The organism is Pediococcus argentinicus (assembly GCF_001437605.1).
GTDB lineage: Bacteria > Bacillota > Bacilli > Lactobacillales > Lactobacillaceae > Pediococcus > Pediococcus argentinicus.
This window is the reverse complement of the sequence record NZ_JQCQ01000031.1, coordinates 358-19,431: the sequence shown is the minus strand read 5'-3', so window position 1 is coordinate 19,431 and position 19,074 is coordinate 358. Positions and strand designations below refer to the sequence as shown.

General features: G+C 38.3%; 15 protein-coding genes and 1 tRNA gene. 2 read left to right on the top strand and 14 right to left on the bottom strand.

Annotation, left to right across the window (positions count from 1 at the left end):
- Positions 1-77: 77 nt before the first annotated feature.
- The 6 genes from eno to rpoN form a co-directional block, all read right to left on the bottom strand.
- Positions 78-1,400: a phosphopyruvate hydratase gene (gene eno / locus IV88_RS07210; RefSeq protein WP_057800207.1), complete on the bottom strand. Its 1,323-nt coding sequence runs from the start codon at positions 1,398-1,400 to the stop codon at positions 78-80.
- A gap of 76 nt (positions 1,401-1,476) precedes the next feature.
- Positions 1,477-2,232, bottom strand: a complete 756-nt coding sequence (tpiA, locus tag IV88_RS07205) for a triose-phosphate isomerase (RefSeq protein WP_057800205.1) — start codon at positions 2,230-2,232, stop codon at positions 1,477-1,479.
- A gap of 63 nt (positions 2,233-2,295) precedes the next feature.
- Entirely contained in the window at positions 2,296-3,498 is a 1,203-nt protein-coding gene (locus tag IV88_RS07200; protein ID WP_057800203.1) for a phosphoglycerate kinase, read from the bottom strand.
- 135 nt (positions 3,499-3,633) lie between these two features.
- Entirely contained in the window at positions 3,634-4,656 is a 1,023-nt protein-coding gene (gene gap, locus IV88_RS07195) for a type I glyceraldehyde-3-phosphate dehydrogenase (RefSeq protein WP_057800201.1), read from the bottom strand.
- Between the two features lie 67 nt (positions 4,657-4,723).
- A complete protein-coding gene (locus IV88_RS07190; RefSeq protein WP_147165278.1) occupies positions 4,724-5,752 on the bottom strand; it encodes a sugar-binding transcriptional regulator in 1,029 nt (342 codons plus the stop codon).
- A gap of 170 nt (positions 5,753-5,922) precedes the next feature.
- Positions 5,923-7,248, bottom strand: coding sequence for an RNA polymerase factor sigma-54 (rpoN, locus tag IV88_RS07185; protein ID WP_057800199.1), 1,326 nt, complete (start codon positions 7,246-7,248; stop codon positions 5,923-5,925).
- 63 nt (positions 7,249-7,311) lie between these two features.
- Between rpoN and IV88_RS07180 the strand changes: the two genes are divergently transcribed.
- Positions 7,312-7,383 (top strand) — tRNA-Arg (locus IV88_RS07180).
- Positions 7,384-7,631: 248 nt separating this feature from the next.
- Positions 7,632-8,225 (top strand): ATP-dependent Clp endopeptidase proteolytic subunit ClpP, encoded by a 594-nt coding sequence (gene clpP, locus IV88_RS07175; RefSeq protein WP_057800197.1) that lies wholly within the window; start codon positions 7,632-7,634, stop codon positions 8,223-8,225.
- 47 nt (positions 8,226-8,272) lie between these two features.
- On the opposite strand, the gene whiA is transcribed toward clpP, so the two are convergent.
- The 8 genes from whiA to IV88_RS09515 form a co-directional block, all read right to left on the bottom strand.
- Positions 8,273-9,205 (bottom strand): DNA-binding protein WhiA, encoded by a 933-nt coding sequence (gene whiA / locus IV88_RS07170; RefSeq protein WP_057800195.1) that lies wholly within the window; start codon positions 9,203-9,205, stop codon positions 8,273-8,275.
- Positions 9,206-9,223: 18 nt separating this feature from the next.
- Positions 9,224-10,225, bottom strand: coding sequence for a gluconeogenesis factor YvcK family protein (locus IV88_RS07165; RefSeq protein ID WP_057800193.1), 1,002 nt, complete (start codon positions 10,223-10,225; stop codon positions 9,224-9,226).
- Complete coding sequence (rapZ, locus tag IV88_RS07160) at positions 10,222-11,109, bottom strand: RNase adapter RapZ (protein WP_057800191.1); 888 nt, start codon at positions 11,107-11,109, stop codon at positions 10,222-10,224. The genes IV88_RS07165 and rapZ overlap by 4 nt, the downstream gene beginning before the upstream one ends.
- Before the next feature lie 98 nt (positions 11,110-11,207).
- Entirely contained in the window at positions 11,208-14,057 is a 2,850-nt protein-coding gene (uvrA, locus tag IV88_RS07155) for an excinuclease ABC subunit UvrA (RefSeq protein ID WP_057800189.1), read from the bottom strand.
- Positions 14,058-14,069: 12 nt separating this feature from the next.
- Positions 14,070-16,073, bottom strand: coding sequence for an excinuclease ABC subunit UvrB (gene uvrB, locus IV88_RS07150; protein ID WP_057800187.1), 2,004 nt, complete (start codon positions 16,071-16,073; stop codon positions 14,070-14,072).
- Between the two features lie 104 nt (positions 16,074-16,177).
- On the bottom strand, positions 16,178-16,810 hold the full coding sequence (locus IV88_RS07145; RefSeq protein ID WP_057800185.1) for a YfbR-like 5'-deoxynucleotidase: 633 nt from the start codon (positions 16,808-16,810) through the stop codon (positions 16,178-16,180).
- A gap of 83 nt (positions 16,811-16,893) precedes the next feature.
- Positions 16,894-18,618: a phospho-sugar mutase gene (locus IV88_RS07140; protein ID WP_057800183.1), complete on the bottom strand. Its 1,725-nt coding sequence runs from the start codon at positions 18,616-18,618 to the stop codon at positions 16,894-16,896.
- 224 nt (positions 18,619-18,842) lie between these two features.
- Positions 18,843-19,074, bottom strand: a 232-nt coding sequence (locus tag IV88_RS09515; protein WP_162258643.1) for an LPXTG cell wall anchor domain-containing protein, incomplete at its 5' end; no start/stop codon positions are given.

Sequence of the window (19,074 nt, the reverse complement as noted above, 5' to 3'; positions counted from 1 at the left end):
TCACCAACAACAGTTGACGAACAACCAAACAAAAAAGCATCGGAATTAATCCGATGCTCTTCAGCGACATTTAAGTCTTATTTATTGATAATGTTTTCGCGAGCGTCAGCACTCAAGTTGTAGAATGAGTGAATACCTTTGTATTCAGCAACGCCCTCTAATTGATCTTCAATACGCATTAATTGGTTGTACTTAGCAATACGGTCTGTACGACTCATTGAACCAGTCTTAATTTGACCTGCATTTGTAGCAACAACTAAGTCAGCGATTGTTGTATCTTCTGTTTCACCTGAACGGTGAGAAACGATAGCTGTGTAGCCAGCTTCTTTAGCCATTTCGATAGCTTCAACAGTTTCTGTCAAAGTACCAATTTGGTTAACTTTGATAAGGATTGAGTTAGCAGCACCCATCTTGATACCCTTAGCTAAGTAGTCAGTGTTTGTAACGAAGAAGTCGTCACCAACAAGTTGAACTTTCTTGCCAAGTTCTTTAGTAATAGCTGCCCAGTCGTCCCAGTTGTTTTCATCGATAGGATCTTCGATAGAAATAATTGGGTATTTGTCAGCTAAACCTTCAAGGTATTTAACGAATGCTGGTGTATCAAATTCTTCACCAGTTGACCAACGAAGCTTGTATTTCTTGTCTTCGTCATTCCAAAGTTCTGAAGCAGCAACGTCGATAGCAATAGCAACGTCTTTACCTGGTTTGTAACCAGCTGTTTCGATAGCTTTGATCAAGTATTGTAAAGGTTCTTCGTTGTTTGCGAAGTCAGGAGCAAATCCACCTTCGTCACCAACTGAAGTAGCTTTACCGTCAGCAGCAAGTAACTTCTTCAATGCATGGAATGTTTCTGAACCCATACGGATAGCACTTGTAACTGAGTCAGCACCAACAGGCATGATCATGAATTCCTGGAAGTCCACTTTGTTGTCAGAATGAGCTCCACCATTGATAACGTTCATCATTGGTGTAGGGAGGACATGAGCATTGAATCCGCCTAAGTAGTTGTAAAGAGGAACTTGTAATTCATCAGCAGCAGCACGAGCAGCAGCAAGTGATACACCAAGAATAGCATTAGCACCTAATTTACCTTTGTTAGGAGTACCGTCTAACTTGATCATAGCTTTATCAATAGCAACTTGGTCAGTTACTTCGAAACCAACGAGTTCCTTAGCAATGATTTCGTTAACGTTCTTAACAGCCTTAGTTACACCAAGACCATTGAAAACAGTTTTGTCGCCGTCACGTAATTCAACAGCTTCATGTTCACCAGTTGAAGCACCTGATGGAACGATACCGCGGCCAAAGCCACCATCTTCTGTATAGATTTCAACTTCGACAGTTGGGTTACCACGTGAGTCTAAAACTTGGCGTGAATAGATATCAGTAATAAGTGACATTCTAGTAAATCTCCTTAATATTTTTATTTAGTATGCTTTCGCAATACCATTATTATAGTACATTAGATCGATTATATTAACCCTTAAAGTTAACTAATTGAAGGAATGATTCTGGATCCATTGATGCACCACCAACAAGTCCACCATCAATGTCTTCTTTTGACATTAATTCTGCAATGTTAGCAGGTTTTACACTACCACCATATTGGATACGAACTTTACCAGCAACTTCGTCATTGTATAACTTAGCAACTGTTTCACGTACAACGTGACATACTTCTTGTGCTTGATCACTTGAAGCTGTTTTACCAGTTCCAATAGCCCAGATTGGTTCGTAAGCAAGTACTGAAGAAGCAACTTGTTCTGCAGTAAGATCCTTCAAAGCATTTGTGATTTGACCAGCAACCCAAGCATTTGTTTCGCCAGCTTCACGTTGTTCTAGAGTTTCACCACAGCAAATGATTGGTAACATGTTGTTACGGAAGATTGCTTTAGCTTTTTTGTTAATATCTTCATCTGTTTCCTTGAAGTATTGACGACGTTCTGAATGGCCAATAACAACATAGTCAATACCCATTTCAGAAAGAGCTTTAGGACTAGTTTCACCAGTGAAAGCACCTTCATCTTCAAAGTAACAGTTTTCAGCAGCAGTCTTCAAAGGTTCGTCCTTTGAGAACCATGTCAAAGCGTTTAAATCAATTGCAGGAGCAGCAATTACAGATTCAACAACGCTTGATTCTGGTAATTTACCCTTGATAGCTTCCAAGAAAGCTTGTGTTTCTTCAGGGTTTTTGTTCATTTTCCAGTTTCCAGCAATAATTGGAGTACGCAAAATTAAACATCCTTTCTAGCTACACAATTAATATGTAGTTGGGCGTTAAACGCCCAGTTTTAATTATTTGTTTGAAATAGCAGCGATACCTGGTAATTCCTTACCTTCAAGGTATTCAAGTGATGCACCACCACCAGTTGAGATATGAGTTAATTGATCACCCACACCCAATTGTTTAACAGCAGCAGTTGAATCACCACCACCAACGATTGTTGTAGCATCTGATAATGTACCTAAGAACTTACCAACTTCAAGAGTACCCTTAGCATAGTTGCTCATTTCGAATACACCCATTGGTCCGTTCCATACAACTGTCTTAGCATCCTTCAAAACATCTTTGAATTCTGCAATTGACTTGGGTCCAATATCAAGAGCCATGTAACCATCAGGAATATCGCCTTCAACAACTTTGCTAGGAACATCGTTATCAAATTTTTCAGCAACAATACTGTCTACAGGTAGAACAATCTTGTCACCAGCTTTAGCAAGAATTTCTTTAGCAACATCAATCTTGTCTTGTTCAACAAGTGAGTTACCAATCTTCATGCCTTTAGCAGCGTAGAATGTGTATGTCATACCACCACCGATAATAACTTTGTCAGCTTTATCAAGTAAGTGATCGATGACACCAATCTTATCAGAAACCTTTGCACCACCAAGGATGGCAACAAATGGGTGCTTAGGATCGTCAACAGCTTCACCCAAGAACTTGATTTCTTTTTCCATTAAGTAACCAGCAGCAACTGGTTTGCCAGCAGCCTTCATAGCTTCAGCAACACCAACGTTAGAAGCATGGGCACGATGAGCAGTACCAAAAGCATCGTTGACGAACATGTCGCCAAGTGAAGCCCAGTATTGGCCTAATTCTGAATCGTTACCACTTTCTTTTTTGCCGTCAAGGTCTTCAAAACGTGTGTTTTCAAATAAGAGAACATCGCCGTCTTTCATTCCATTAACTGCTTCTTCTAATTGTGCACCACGCGTAACAGGAACGAATGTTACAGGTTTGCCAAGCAAATCTGATAAACGTTGTGCAACTGGACGAAGTGTAAGAGCCTTTTTGTCTTCTTCAGTTTTGATACGGCCAAGATGAGAGAACAAGATTGCCTTTCCGTTATGTTCGATAATGTACTTAATAGTTGGAAGTGCTGCAACGATACGGTTATCGTCACCAATCACACCATCTTTAACAGGAACGTTAAAGTCAACACGCATAAGAACTTTTTTGTCATTAACATCTAAATCTGAAACTGTTAATTTAGCCAAAATAAAATCCTCCAATCAATTTTTAAAATAAATTTTTTGTTTTTGTTACAAAAAAGAGACGGAGGAAGTGACCTCCCTCCGTCTCTAAACCGCTAGACGGTTTGAAATCTACCTAAACTAAGATTCGATTGAATCTTAAAGTGTAGCAAATTTCAATAAAGTACGTACCATTTGGCAAGTGAAACCATATTCGTTGTCGTACCAAGCAACAGTCTTAACTAATTGCTTGTCGCCAGCTTCTGTGACTTCTGTTTGAGTTGGGTCAAAGATTGAACCGAATGTTGTGCCAATAATGTCACTTGATACGATTTCGTCTTCGTTCCAGCCGAATGATTCGTTGCCTTCTGTAGCTTTCTTCATAGCATCGTTAACTTGGTCAGCAGTAACTTTCTTGTCCAAGATTGATACTAATTCAGTTAATGAACCATCAACAACACCAACACGTTGTGCATGTCCTTGTAACTTACCGTTCAATTCTGGGATAACAAGACCAATAGCCTTAGCAGCACCAGTTGAATGAGGAATAGTATTTGCAGCAGCAGCACGTGCAGCACGGAAGTTTCCGCCACGAACTGGGCCATCAAGTAACATTTGTGTACTTGTGTAAGCATGGATTGTTGTCATTGTACCAACTTCAACGCCGAATTCTTTGTTCAAGAAGTAAGCCATTGGTGCAAGACAGTTAGTTGTACATGAACCTGCAGAAACGATTGTATCTTCTGAAGTCAAAACGTCATCATTAACGTTGTATACAACAGTCTTAAGATCTTTACCAGCAGGTGCTGAGATCAAGACACGTTTTACGCCAGCGTCCAAATGAGCTTGTGACTTTTCTTTTGATGTGTAGAAACCTGTACATTCAAGTACGAAGTCAACACCATCATTCTTAACCCAAGGAATGTCTTGAGCTTTTGGTTCAGCGTATACACGGTATTTCTTACCGTTAACAACGATTGAGTCGTCAGTTGCACTAACTTCTCCAGGGAAAGTACCGTGTGTTGAATCATATTTCAACAAGTGAGCCAATAATGCAGGACTTGTTAAATCATTGATTGCAACTACTTCGATTTCATTTGACTTTTCGCCTAATTCAAAAATACGACGGAAAGCTAAACGACCAATACGTCCAAAACCATTAATACCAATCTTTACAGTCATAACTAAGATTTCCTCCTTTAGGAATCTAAAAAAAATTTATTTTAAAAAGATCAACCGACAATCGATTTCACTTTTTTAAAATCACATTTGCGGCTCCCTCATCAGTAATCAATACTGTTTGCTTGGGAGCAAAGTTCATGTAAGCTTGAATCGCATCGGCTTTATCGTGACCGCTTGCAATAGCAACTACATGATTGAATTTTTGTGCATCCTCTAATTGTAATCCAATCCGAGAAACACGATAAACGATTTGGCCTTCTTTATCATAGAAACATCCGAAGACCTCACCCACTGCTTTTTGTTCACGCAGCATCTCTTTTGTTGCTGAATCCACCTCACGGCGACGCGCCATATCGTCAGCACGTCCAATCCCGTGAATTGCTACATTACCGCTTGCAATTAATTCCAACACGGCTTTCACAGATGGCTCATTTAACAGTGGGTGATATGTATCCTTACTCAACTGTTCCGGAATATATAATGACTTACTTTGACCACCCGTTCGAGCAGCCATGGTTGAACAAACTGAATTAGCCTGTTTCGCAACCGAAGCCCCAATTCCACCACGTCCTGGGACAAACATCAAAGTTCGTTTATCTGAGAGGACTGGAGTAAGTTCCTTAGCAACAATGGCCATTGTCGAACCGCCCATCGCTACTATTGTATTATTACCCTCTGGCAACATTTTTGCAAGTGTCTCGTTTAAAACCGATCCGAGTTGTTTCATGACGTTACTGTCGTCGCTACTATCACCACGAACGATTAAGCATTTATCAATACCCAACCGTTGTGCCAATTGTTTTTCCTGACTATTTAATCCAAGCAACTGATTAGCTAAATCATCTAATCCATTAACAACTCGACGACCTTCTTCAGTTAGGCTCATTCCAGCCTGACTACTACTAATCAATCCTTGCTTTCTGAGATTCTCCGTTTCAGATCTCAAAACACGTTCAGTCAGATGCAACCGATCAGCTAACATACGACGTCCCACTGGTGACATCAGACCGATATTACGTAGAATATCGAATCTCCGTAAGAAGACATCAATCATCTCCGGAGCAATAGATTCAATCAAATCTAATTGATTATCCACAACTGTTGTCTCCTGTCTGGGACGCTATACGTCCATCTGTGTCATAAAGTGACCCAATCAATCCAAAAGAAATGGCATACAAACTCCAGTAATTTACTTTTGTTGCATACCTCACTTACAGATGTAATTATATCAACATTGATTTTATTTTGCAAATTATAAACCGTTTTCTACCCGAAACGTTTACGTTTGGACGAAGAGGCTATTCCTAAGCTTTCTCGGTACTTAGCAACCGTACGTCTAGATATGTTTATTTCATCTTTTGAGAGTGTCAAAGCAATCTTAGCATCAGAAATAGGCTTAGTCTTATCTTCCGCATTGATAATCTTTTTGATTTTACTTTTAACACTGTCAGCAGATTCTTGTATGCCATCACTTGTTTCATCATTTCCAACCGCATTGCTAAAGAAATGTTTTAATTCAAATGTGCCATTTGGAGTAATCATATATTTACCATTAACCGACCGTGAAATAGTTGACTCGTGTAAATGCAACTTACGAGCAACATCTTTTAACATCAGCGGTTTTAGATCACTACCGGGGTGAAGAAAATAATCTTCTTGAACTTCTACAATTACTCTACCAACTCTAAGAATTGTATCTTCTCTTTGTTGTAAGCTTTTGGAGATCCACTCAAACTCTCGTTTCTTTTCATTTACATAATCTGTTACTTCTTGACTTTCTTGTGTCAATAATTGGTTAAAATACCGCTTTTGAAAATGTACTTGTGGCTTAGCACTTTTTGACTGCGTAATATGAATTTGATTATTTTCAACTTCAACAATCAAATCAGGAATTACATAAGCTGGTGCTTCCGTATTAAATGCAGCACCAGGCGTCGGTGTCAAAGTTCTAATATAATCAAATATTTCTTGAACGTCTTTCATCGTTAAATCTAACTTACGACAAATCACATCCCATTTACGATCAACTAATTGATTGAACATTTCCTCCAGCACTAGATAAGCCATTGCTGGCGACTGACTATCATTTTCCGTTTGTAGCATGAGACATTCTCTGAGATCACGTGCTCCAACCCCTGGCGGATCTAGTTGTTGTAATAGCGTAATCGCATCTAACACCGCAACCGAGTCTGCACCCGTTTTGTCTTCAACCTCTTGATTGGTTAAACCCAGATAACCATTTTGATCGACATAATCTAATAAGAAGAGAACCAATCCTCGCAGCGGTGTTTCGCGCATAGTTAAATGAACTTGTTCTAGTAAATAATCAAATAAAGACTGATCACTAGTACCTGCAACTTGTTCTAAAAAGTTTTCTTGTGTCCCCGACTGACTCGATGATTGACTTGTACTTCTATCCGCTACTGAAACTGTAATCAAAGGATTCTCAAGTTCTTTTTGTTTTAAAAATGATTGTAGCTCTTCTACGTTATATTGTAGAATCTGAATAGATTGTTGTAATGACTGAGTCATAGCAAGTTTTTGAATTTGTTTTTGTTGTTGTGACTGTCCCAAATTTTGTTTAACTGCCATAATATTCTCCAATATCTACTCTTGTCTTTTAAATTTTCCTACTGTAAACTTAACAGGTAAATTGCGCCGCTAGTGTAATGGATCGCACGTGAGATTCCGGTTCTCGAGATGCGGGTTCGACTCCCGCGTGGCGCATATTTTTTTAATCGAAAGCGCTTCACTTAGTGTCATTATACCATTTAATCAAAAATCAGTTTAATTTCTGATACCTTATATTCTCAATCACTTATAAACCCGTTTTTAAAGGCTTATGAGTGATTTTTTTAAATTAAGTCAAAAATAAGCACATTTTGTTTGACCTTTTCTGACCTTTGTTTTAAACTATGTTCATGTTAGTTATCTAACAGATAATTATTTTTCAAATTTAAGGAGGTAACTAAGTTATGAACTTGGTCCCAACAGTAATTGAACAATCATCTCGTGGTGAACGAGCTTACGATATTTACTCTCGTTTGTTAAAAGACCGTATTATTATGTTATCAGGTCCGATTGACGATGACGTTGCAAACTCAATCATCGCTCAACTCTTATTCTTAGATGCACAGGATTCTGAAAAGGATATTTACCTTTACATCAACTCACCAGGTGGCGTTGTAACATCTGGATTAGCAATTTACGACACAATGCGCTTTATCAAGGCTGATGTGCAAACAATTGTTATGGGTATGGCAGCATCAATGGCCAGTGTTCTTGCTTCATCAGGAACAAAGGGCAAACGATTTGCATTACCTCACTCAGAAGTTATGATTCACCAACCTTCTGGTGGTGCACAGGGTCAACAAACAGAAATTGAAATTGCCGCTGAACAAATTCTTAAGACTCGTAAAGAATTGAACCAAATTTTAGCTGACAATTCCGGTCAACCATTAGAAACTGTTGATCGTGATACAGAACGTGATAACTACCTTTCAGCTCAACAAGCTGTAGATTATGGTCTGATCGATGGTATCATGGAAAACAACGCTGAATTAAACTAATTCACAAACAAAAAAACGGCTCATCCTTCTCAGGATGGGTCGTTTTTCTATGCCCTCAATTTTTCTGCAAACTGATTTATTTTTCTTAAGCGATGGTTAATACCGGATTTAGAAATTGGACCACCTGGTAATAACTCACCTAACTCTTTTAAACTAACCTCTCGATTAGCCATTCGAGCTTCAGCAACTTCTCGCAACTTAGGCGGTAATTCACCCAATCCTACTTTCTGATCAATATACTCAATGTTATCAATTTGTTTCATCGAAGCATTAGCAACTTTATTCAAGTTAGCAGTTTCGCAGTTAACCAACCGATTGACTGAATTTCTCATATCACGCATGATTCTGACATCTTCAAACTTCAACATAGCAGTAGTAGCTCCGATTAATTGTAAGAAGTCGGCAATATGTTCTGCCTCTTTCATATAAACAATAAATCCACTTCTTCTGTCAGTTGTACGAGCATTAAACTCATAACGATTAATCCAATCAGCAATCATTTGATTGTGTGCTTCATATAGAGAATAAATCTCTAAATGATAACGACTTGTTTCGGGATTATTTACTGACCCACCAGCCAAGAATGCCCCTCTGAGATATGATCTTATTTCAGACTCACTAGTTAGCATTCCTTCTGGCACAGTTTCATTAATTTCAAAACTATCTTTCTTTAAGATTGCTAAATCCTCAAGAAGTTCTTTTACACCAGTTTTCAAACGTACAATATACTGATTATTCTTTTTTAATTTCATTTTACGACGAACACTAAGTTCCGCTTCCAAATGATAAAACTCTTTTAAAAGTGAATAAATTCGGCGAGCAATTGCTGGATTTTCAGTCTGAACGTTTAAAGTCAGCATTCGATTATTGATACCGATTGCTCCATTCATCCGAATCAAAGCCATTAGCTCTGCTTTGGCGTTTCCGGCATGCACATCAATACTGGTGAGCTCTTTTTTCACTTCACTAGCGTAGGACACGTTAAGCCCACCTTTCTCTTAGTTCTTATTTTTACTAGGGCTTCCAACTAAATTCATCAACTCTTCAACAACACGTTCTCCATTATGGAAGGCCCCACCATTTCTAAGAAGTAAGAAATCATCAGAAATCACTCGGCATCCCTGATCTCTTAACCCTTTGAAATCATGCTTAACTTGTTTTGATACTTCATCATAACGGTTAAAATCCATATACTCTTCTGAAACCTGTTCGGTATTAACTAAAACCGTATCAATAAAGTTTCGACCTAAGTGTTGGTTTAGAACCTTAACGTGATCTGAATCAGTGAACCCAATTGTTTCACCTTTTTGAGTCATAATATTACATATATATATAATTTCGGCTGTAGTTCTTAAAATAGCTGAACTGATATCGGGAATCATCAGATTCGGCAGGATACTGGTAAATAAACTACCTGGTCCCATAATGATTTGGTCAGCTTCCTCAATAGCTTTAACAGCCTCTGGAACAGCAACCGGCTTCTTATTATCACTCCAAGGATTGTTTTCGACCCAAATTCTCTTAATTGTCTTATGCGCAGCAGTAATTTCTGCCTCACCAGCCAACTGAGTATTATCTGTAAACTCAGCGTGTAAGACCAATGGTTCATTACTTGCTGGATAAACTTTCCCTTGAACTTGCATAATTTCAGATAATTCCTGAATTGCTGGAAAGATTCCGCCTTTCATTTCTGAAAGTGCCGCAATAACCAAATTACCAATCGCATGTCCGGCTAAGAATTTGTCCTCACTGCGGAAGCGATATTGAAAAATATCCAAATCTAAACTAGGTAAATTAGATAGTGCCGACATTACATTTCTAATATCCCCAGGTGGTACAACGTTCACGTAATCTCGGATAATCCCTGATGAACCGCCATCATCGGCCACTGTTACTACAGCAGTTATATCGACATTTTTATTGCGTAACTCTTTTAGAACAACTGGTAACCCTGTTCCTCCACCAATTACGACAATTTTCGGTTTATTTGTATAACTCATGACCGATTGACCGTTTCCTTCCGCTTATCTGCATCCCGATGTTGAACATGAGTAACATAGTCCTTACCCAAATCCTTAGCAATACGTTCAGCAATCGCTACCGAACGGTGTTGACCACCAGTACAACCAATTGCAATTGTTAAATTAGATTTACCTTCCGCTTGATAGCCAGGCATTGATTCTCTTAGCAATCCAATAAAATGTTCATAAAATTTTTCAGTCGCGGGTTGATTCATAACGTAGTCATATACAGCTTTATCCTTACCAGTTTTATTCTTAAGCTCTGGAATATAGTAAGGATTAGGTAGAAATCTGACATCCATTACAATATCAGCATCAATTGGCAATCCGTACTTGAACCCAAAGGAAAGCACTTCAACATGAAAGGTTGTTGTTTGATCTGTTGCAAAATGATTGAAGATATCTTCTCGTAACTCACGAGGAGTTAAATTGCTAGTATCAATGATAAATTGTGATTCTGATTTAATTGGTGCTAATAGTTCACGTTCCTTACGAACTCCATCAGCCACACGACCATCCATTGCAAGTGGATGTGCACGCCGTGTTTCCTTATAACGAGAAACTAATTCTTCATCTGAGGCATCTAAGAACAGGATTTCAGTTTCGACTGAGTTATCAAATCGTCGATCACCAGCTAACATTTTCAAAATCTGATCATAAAAAGCTCTTGATCGTAAATCGACGACCAATGCAACCCTATGAATGTTACCCGATTCCTTTACTAGTTCCCAAAACTTGGGTAGTAAAGCAGGTGGCATGTTATCAACACAGAAATAACCCAAATCTTCAAAACTCTGCATTGCAACAGTTTTCCCAGCCCCACTCATACCAGTAACAATTACTAGTTGTAGTTCTTCTTCCATAGTCTGCCTCCATTGATTATTTATTTTAGTATATCATACCCGGGCGTGTCTTTTTATCATTTTAAAAAAACTGTAGCTTTAAACTACAGTTCTTTGTATTATTCAACTTTTTCAGTACGAGCTTTGTCACGCGCTAGAACCGGCTTGAGATATTGACCAGTAAAACTCTTTGGCTCTGCTGCAATATCTTCTGGAGTTCCAGTAGCAATTATTTCACCACCGCCAGCTCCGCCTTCAGGTCCAAGGTCAATTAAATGATCAGCTGTCTTAATAACATCTAAGTTGTGTTCAATTACTAACACTGTATTTCCATTATCAACCAAACGCTGTAAGACTTCCAACAGACGCTTAATATCATCTGTATGCAATCCAGTCGTTGGCTCATCCAGAATATAGAAGTTGCGTCCGTTAGCCTTTTTATGCAATTCAGCTGCTAACTTCATTCGTTGAGCCTCACCACCAGATAAGGTTGTAGCAGACTGTCCCAAGTGAACATAGCCTAAACCAACATCAACAATTGTTTGCAACTTACGTGTAATCTTTGGAATAGCAGCAAAGAAATCTGTTGCTTCTGCCACTGTCATATCCAAGACATCGGCAATGGTCTTACCCTTATATTTAACTTCCAGAGTTTCAGAATTATATCTTTGGCCATGACAAACCTCACATGGAACGTAAACATCCGGCAAGAAATTCATTTCAATTTTCAGAATTCCATCACCCTTACATGCCTCACAACGTCCACCTTTAACATTAAAGCTAAAGCGTCCTTTTGAATATCCTCGCAGTTTAGCTTCATTAGTTTGAGCAAATAGCCCACGAATATCATCAAAAACACTTGTATAGGTTGCAGGATTACTACGCGGAGTTCTACCAATTGGTGTTTGGTCAATATTGATAACTTTTTCAATATTTTCCACCCCACTGATAGATTTGTATTTACCAGGCTTTTCAGAATTATTGTTAAGTTTTTGTGCTAAGGCACGCTTCAAAATCATATTAACTAACGTTGATTTCCCAGAACCCGATACACCAGTCACGGCCACAAACTCACCTAGTGGGAACTTAACATCAATATTCTTCAGGTTATTTTCTGCAGCACCTTTAATCGTAATAAACTTACCATTACCGGTACGTCGGTCTTCGCTAACTGGAATGAACTTTTTACCAGATAGATACTGTCCTGTTAACGACTTACGTGACTTTTCAACCTGTTTAGGTGTTCCGGCGGCCATAACCTCACCACCATTTTCACCAGCGCCTGGTCCAATATCAATCAGATAATCAGCAGCACGCATCGTATCTTCATCATGTTCAACAATCACTAACGTATTCCCAAGATCTCTCATCTTCTTTAGAGAACTAATCAAGCGATCATTATCACGTTGATGCAATCCAATTGAAGGTTCGTCTAAGATGTATAGAACACCAGATAGATTAGATCCGATTTGAGTAGCCAAGCGAATTCTTTGTGCCTCACCACCGGATAAGGTTCTAGCTGCACGACTGAGTGTTAGGTAATCCAATCCAACATTCTTCAAGAAATTAAGTCGGTCAATAATTTCTTTCAAAATTGGGGCGGCAATAACTGATTCTTGTTCCGATAAATCAACTTTCTTGAAGAAGTTTAATGAATCATCAACTGGTAATGCAGAAACTTGTCCGATATGGTCTCCATTAACCTTCACAGATAGTGCTTTCTCATTTAATCGGTAGCCATGACAAGCTTGGCAAGTTAATTCACGCATGTATTGACGCATTTGGTCACGTGTAAAATCACTGTTAGTCTCACGATAGCGACGGTCAATATTGTTGATTACACCTTCAAATGGAACATCAACATCGCGAACCCCACCAAAGTCATTTTCATAATGAAAATGGAAATTCTTTAATCCAGAGCCATATAAAATTAAATCTTGTTCCTTAGCAGATAGATTTTCGAATGGTGTATCCATATCAATACCAAAACTGTCTGCTGCTTGTTCCAACATTGCTGGATAATACTGTGAGCTAATTGGATTCCAAGGCAAGATAGCACCTTCACGCAGTGTCTTGGTTTGATCTGGAATTACCAAGTCCATATCAACCTCTAATTTAACACCCAATCCATCACACTCAGGGCAAGCCCCAAATGGCGCATTAAATGAAAATAGACGAGGTTCTAATTCACCAACCGTGAAACCACAAATGGGACATGAATAATGTTCTGAGAATAACAATGGTTCGCCATCAATTACATCTGCAATAGCATAACCATCGCTTAATCTAAGAGCTGCTTCAAAAGAATCAAATAATCTGGATCTGATTCCATCTTTTACCACAATTCGATCAATCACAATATTAATTGTGTGAGCCTGATTCTTGGTTAATTCAGGAACTTCAGCGACATCATATGTTTCGCCATCAATTTGAACTCGAACAAAGCCTTCTTTTTGAATTTTTTCAAAGACCTTTTTATGTTGTCCTTTTTTGGATCTCACAATTGGAGACAATATTTGTGCCTTAGTTCGTTCTGGTAACTCAAGCACTCGATCAACCATTTGTTCAACGGTTTGGCTTGTAATCTCAGTACCATCATTTGGACAAATTGGATGTCCCACACGAGCCCACAACAAGCGATAATAATCGTTAATTTCAGTAACGGTACCCACAGTTGAACGTGGATTTTTAGAAGTTGTCTTTTGGTCAATTGAAATAGCTGGACTAAGTCCGTCAATCGAATCAACATCTGGTTTGTCCATTTGTCCCAAGAATTGACGCGCATATGAAGATAAACTTTCAACATAACGGCGTTGTCCCTCAGCATACAACGTATCAAAAGCTAACGAACTCTTACCTGAGCCTGATAATCCCGTCACTACAACCATCTTGTCACGTGGAATGGTTACATCAATATTTTTTAAATTATGAGCACGAGCTCCATGGATAATTATTTTATCGTTTGCCACTAAAAATGCCTCCTACTCAATTTGAGCTTTCAACTCTAATACTGTATCTCTTAAATTAGCTGCTTGCTCAAAATCAAGCTTCTTAGCAGCTGAACGCATTTGATCTTCCAAATTAGCAATCATAGTCTTCTGATCATCGCGATCCATATCAGCAAAGTCGACATCCAAGAAGTCATCTTTCTTACCTTCTTTGTCACTCTTGCTGGTTGACGAAATTAGATCACCAATTGATTTCTTAATTGTATGTGGAGTAATACCGTGTTCTTCGTTGTATTTCTCCTGAATCTCACGACGACGTGCAGTTTCATCAATCGTTGCTTGCATTGAACGAGTCACATTATCAGCATACATAATAACGTGTCCATTTTCATTACGAGCAGCACGACCGGCAACCTGAATCATAGAACGAGTATTACGCAAGAAACCTTCTTTATCAGCATCTAAAATAGCTACTAGTGAAACTTCAGGGACATCAATACCTTCACGTAACAAGTTAATACCAATCAGGACATCGTACTTACCCGTTCGAACCTCACGAATGATTTTCGTTCGTTCAAGTGTCTTAATGTCACTGTGTAAGTATGCAACCTTCACACCCATTTCCTTGAAGTAGTCGGTTAAATCTTCGGCCATTTTCTTAGTTAAAGTCGTGACAAAGACACGTTCATTTGCAGCAGCCCGTTTATTAATCTCACCTAATAAATCGTCCATCTGACCCATAACTGGTCGGACTTCAATGACCGGATCTAACAAACCAGTTGGTCGAATAATTTGTTGAACAACGTGATCCGTTCGTTCTGTTTCGTAGTCCCCAGGTGTGGCTGACATATAAACAATCTGTTTAACATGTTCTTCAAATTCTTCCAAACGTAACGGACGGTTATCCAATGCACTAGGTAGTCTAAATCCATAATCAACTAATTGTTGCTTACGAGCACGGTCCCCGTTGTACATCCCTCTAATTTGAGGCATCGTAACATGAGACTCATCAACAACAATCAAAAAGTCATCAGGAAAGAAATCAAGTAAGGTGTATGGTGGTTCTCCTGGTTTACGTCCATCCATATGTCTTGAATAGTTTTCAATTCCGTTGGTATAGCCCATTTCACGTAACATTTCGATATCATAAGTAGTTCTCTGCTTTAGACGTTGAGCTTCAAGTAGCTTCCCTTCACCATCTAAAACCTTTAACCGGTCCTTTAATTCCGCATCAATGCTTTTAATCGCGGTTTCCATACGATCTTCATTAGTCATAAAATGAGTAGCCGGGAAGACCGTAATATGGTCACGTTCTCCGATAATTTCACCAGTTAATGCATCAACTTCACGCATTCGATCAATTTCATCACCAAAGAACTCTACCCGAATGGAGTGAGCTTCGTTAGCTGCTGGAAAAATCTCAACTACGTCTCCATGCACTCTAAAACGACCACGTTGAAAATCAATATCATTACGTTCGTATTGAATATCAATCAACTGTCTCAAGAGTTGGTTACGTTCAATTTCTTGTCCAACTCGAATGGTAACAGCTTGGTCACGGTATTCGCTTGGATCACCTAATCCAAAGATACTAGATACTGAAGCGACGACAATTACATCGTTTCTTTCTAATAATGAACTTGTAGCTGAATGACGCAACTCATCAATTTCATCATTAATAGATGAATCTTTTTCAATATAAGTATCACTGGAGGGAACATATGCTTCAGGTTGGTAGTAATCATAATAACTAACAAAATACTCTACCGCATTATTAGGAAAGAACTGTTTAAATTCACCGTAAAGCTGACCAGCCAGAGTTTTATTATGCGATAAAATCAATGTGGGTTTATTTACTTTTTGAATTACATTCGAAATAGTAAAAGTTTTACCCGTACCTGTAGCACCAAGTAAAATCTGTTCTTTTTCACCCTTATGAATTCCATTTACCAACGCATCAATCGCTTTAGGCTGATCACCAGTTGGTTGGTACTTTGAAACCAACTCAAACTTACGATCGTTCTCACGTTCAATCATGTTCATCCCTCCATTTTAACAGCCAAAAACTGGACCACATCTAGTGAGTGATCCAGTTCAATTCTAAATAATATTTTAACACACCGAACATACTTTCGCTATTTTTAAGGTTGGATAATGGCTTCACTGATTTTAGTGAGCTTATTTTGATCAGTAAACTTTTCTTCCAATAATTCAGGTAATACTTTTTCCAAGAAATATTGAACACTGACCATATCCTTAAACTTCACAATTGTTTTCAAACTTTCTTTATAGATATCAGTATAAACTAGTTCCGGATTTCCCTTTTGAATTTCACCAAATGATTCATACAAAAGGTCAACCTTATCTGATACGGATAAAATTTTGCCTTCCAGCGTATCATCTTTCCCTTCAGATAAGCGACGTTCATAGGCTGTTTGAAATTCATCTGGAATCTCATTTTTAACAAAATTATCTTTCATAGAACTTTCCACATTAGCTAGCATTTCACGTAAGTTAGCTGTTGCATATTTTACTGGTGTTTTAATATCACCAATAAAACGCTCGTTGTAGTCATGATTGAGGGCTTTTTCATAGAGTGCGCGCCAATCAACCTGGTTTCCAGCATTTTCTTCCACATCACCTAAGAATTGGGCAATTTCGGTTGTTTTAAATGAATGCTCCGCTACCGAATGCTTTTGATATTTAAAAAATCCCGGTGCTCGATAAATTGTCTCTAAATTGCTCAAACTCTTTAAATATTGATGAATTCCCATGCTAACCAGCTCCCTTAATTTAGTTGTTCTAATCCTATCACAATTTAATAAAAGCCGGAACGCAAATGCGCCCGGCTTCTATATTATTTTGTCATTTTGTCGATGTCTGCTTCAAATTGATCAATCTTATCCAAAGCATCTTTAACATCTTCACCTACGGTACCAACGTAGAACTTAATCTTAGGCTCTGTACCAGAAGGACGAATTGCAATCCAAGTTCCATCATCAAGAACATATTTCAAAACATCAGCTGCTGGAAGATCAATCTTTTCATCATGACCATCAGCGAAAGTCTTAGTTTGTTCTTTGAAGTCTTCTGTTTCAACAACTTGGTATCCAGCAAAGCTTGTTGGACGTTCTGCTCTAAACTTACGCATAATAGCAGCCATCTTGTCTTTACCTTCTACACCTGGGAAGTCTTTTGAAATTGTCTTTTCTTCGTGGTAACCATAAGTTGCAAATAGATTTTGTAATCCATCATACAAGGTTTGACCTTTACTACGATAGTAAGCAGCAATTTCTGCTAGTAACACGATTCCTTGAATAGCATCCTTATCACGAACAAATGGTTGAACTAGATAACCGTAGCTTTCTTCAAACCCAAACATGAAGGTGTGAGCGTTAGTTTCTTCGTAGCTCTTAATTTGGTCAGCAATAAACTTGAATCCGGTTAAAACATTGATCATTTTAGCATGGTGAGCTTCTGCGATTCTAGTTGCCAATTCACTGGATACAATTGACTTAACTGCAACAGCATTTTCAGGCAGATCACCAGCTTGTTCATGAGCAGTTAATACATATTCAAGCATTAGAGCAGCGATTTGGTTACCAGTAAGTAACTTATAATCACCACTTGGCAAACGAACGGCAGCGCCTAAACGGTCAGCATCAGGATCAGTAGCAATAAGCAAATCTGCTCCTTGCTTCTTACCTAGTTCAATTGCTAAATCAAATGTTTGTGGAAATTCAGGATTTGGGAATGGAGTTGTTACAAATTCAGGGTCAGCAACAGCTTGTTGTGGCACCATTGTATAATCCTTAAAACCGGCATTTTGAAGAGCACGTCCACCAACAACTTTACCAGTACCATGGAGTGGTGAATAGATAAGCTTCATATCTCCACCAAATTTGTCGATTAATTCTTGATTGATAGATACTGTCTTGATTTGTTTTAAGTACTCTAAATCAACATCCTCACCAATCAAAGTCATCAATCCTTTAGCACGCAACTTAGCTTGAGTCATTGATTTAACAGCAAACAGATCTTTCACTTCACGAATATAATCTGTAATCTTATCTGATTCCATTGGTGGCATTTGGCCACCATCTGGTCCATAAATTTTATAGCCGTTATATTGTTTAGGATTATGACTAGCAGTAATCATGATTCCTGCATATGTTTGAAGATCACGAACTGCGAAAGATAATTCGGGAGTTGGACGCATTGAATCAAAAACAAAAGATGGAATTCCATGTTCACCTAAGACACCAGCTGCTTCTAATGCAAATTCTTGTGAGTGATAACGTGAATCAAAACTGATTGCAACCCCACGTTGACGGTCAGTTTGATCTAACGTATCCATAAAGTTTGCTAAACCTTCTGTAGCTTGACGAACAGTATAGATGTTCATTCGATTGATTCCGGGTCCCATCACACCACGCATACCGGCAGTACCAAATTCCATTGGTGCGTAGAATGCTTCTTCTAGTGTCTTTGAATCGTCAGCCATTTCATTAAGTTCTTGTTTTAAACTTAAATCTAAATTCGTATTATTTTGCCATACTTTGTATGTATCTTCCCAACTCACTGAGTTTTCCTCCTATATTTGATTGCTTTTTCTCTTTACCTGGCAAATTATACACGAATTAAGCGTTTTAAGAAAGCAATTTCATAAAACTGGACTATACCACTATGCATAAGAATATACCTAGATAACCAATAAAAAGCATTCCAAGTTTTTTCATTCCTTGAAATGCTTCTTGTAAAAATATTCTTATTTCAAAATTTTATAATTAACTGATATACAAAATATCAATTCTTTTTTCTATAAATACCAAAGAAACTGATAGTTGAAACTATAAATCCTATAATCACAGCAATATAAGACCGTTCATCTTCCCCTGTTTGTGGCAACATATGATGATCTGTATTTACTTGTGTTTTATGTGGCAATTTATTGGATTCCGATGTCACTGGCTTTACTGGTGTTGCCGGTGTTACTGGTGTTACTGGTGTTACTGGTGTTACTGGTGTTACTGGTGTT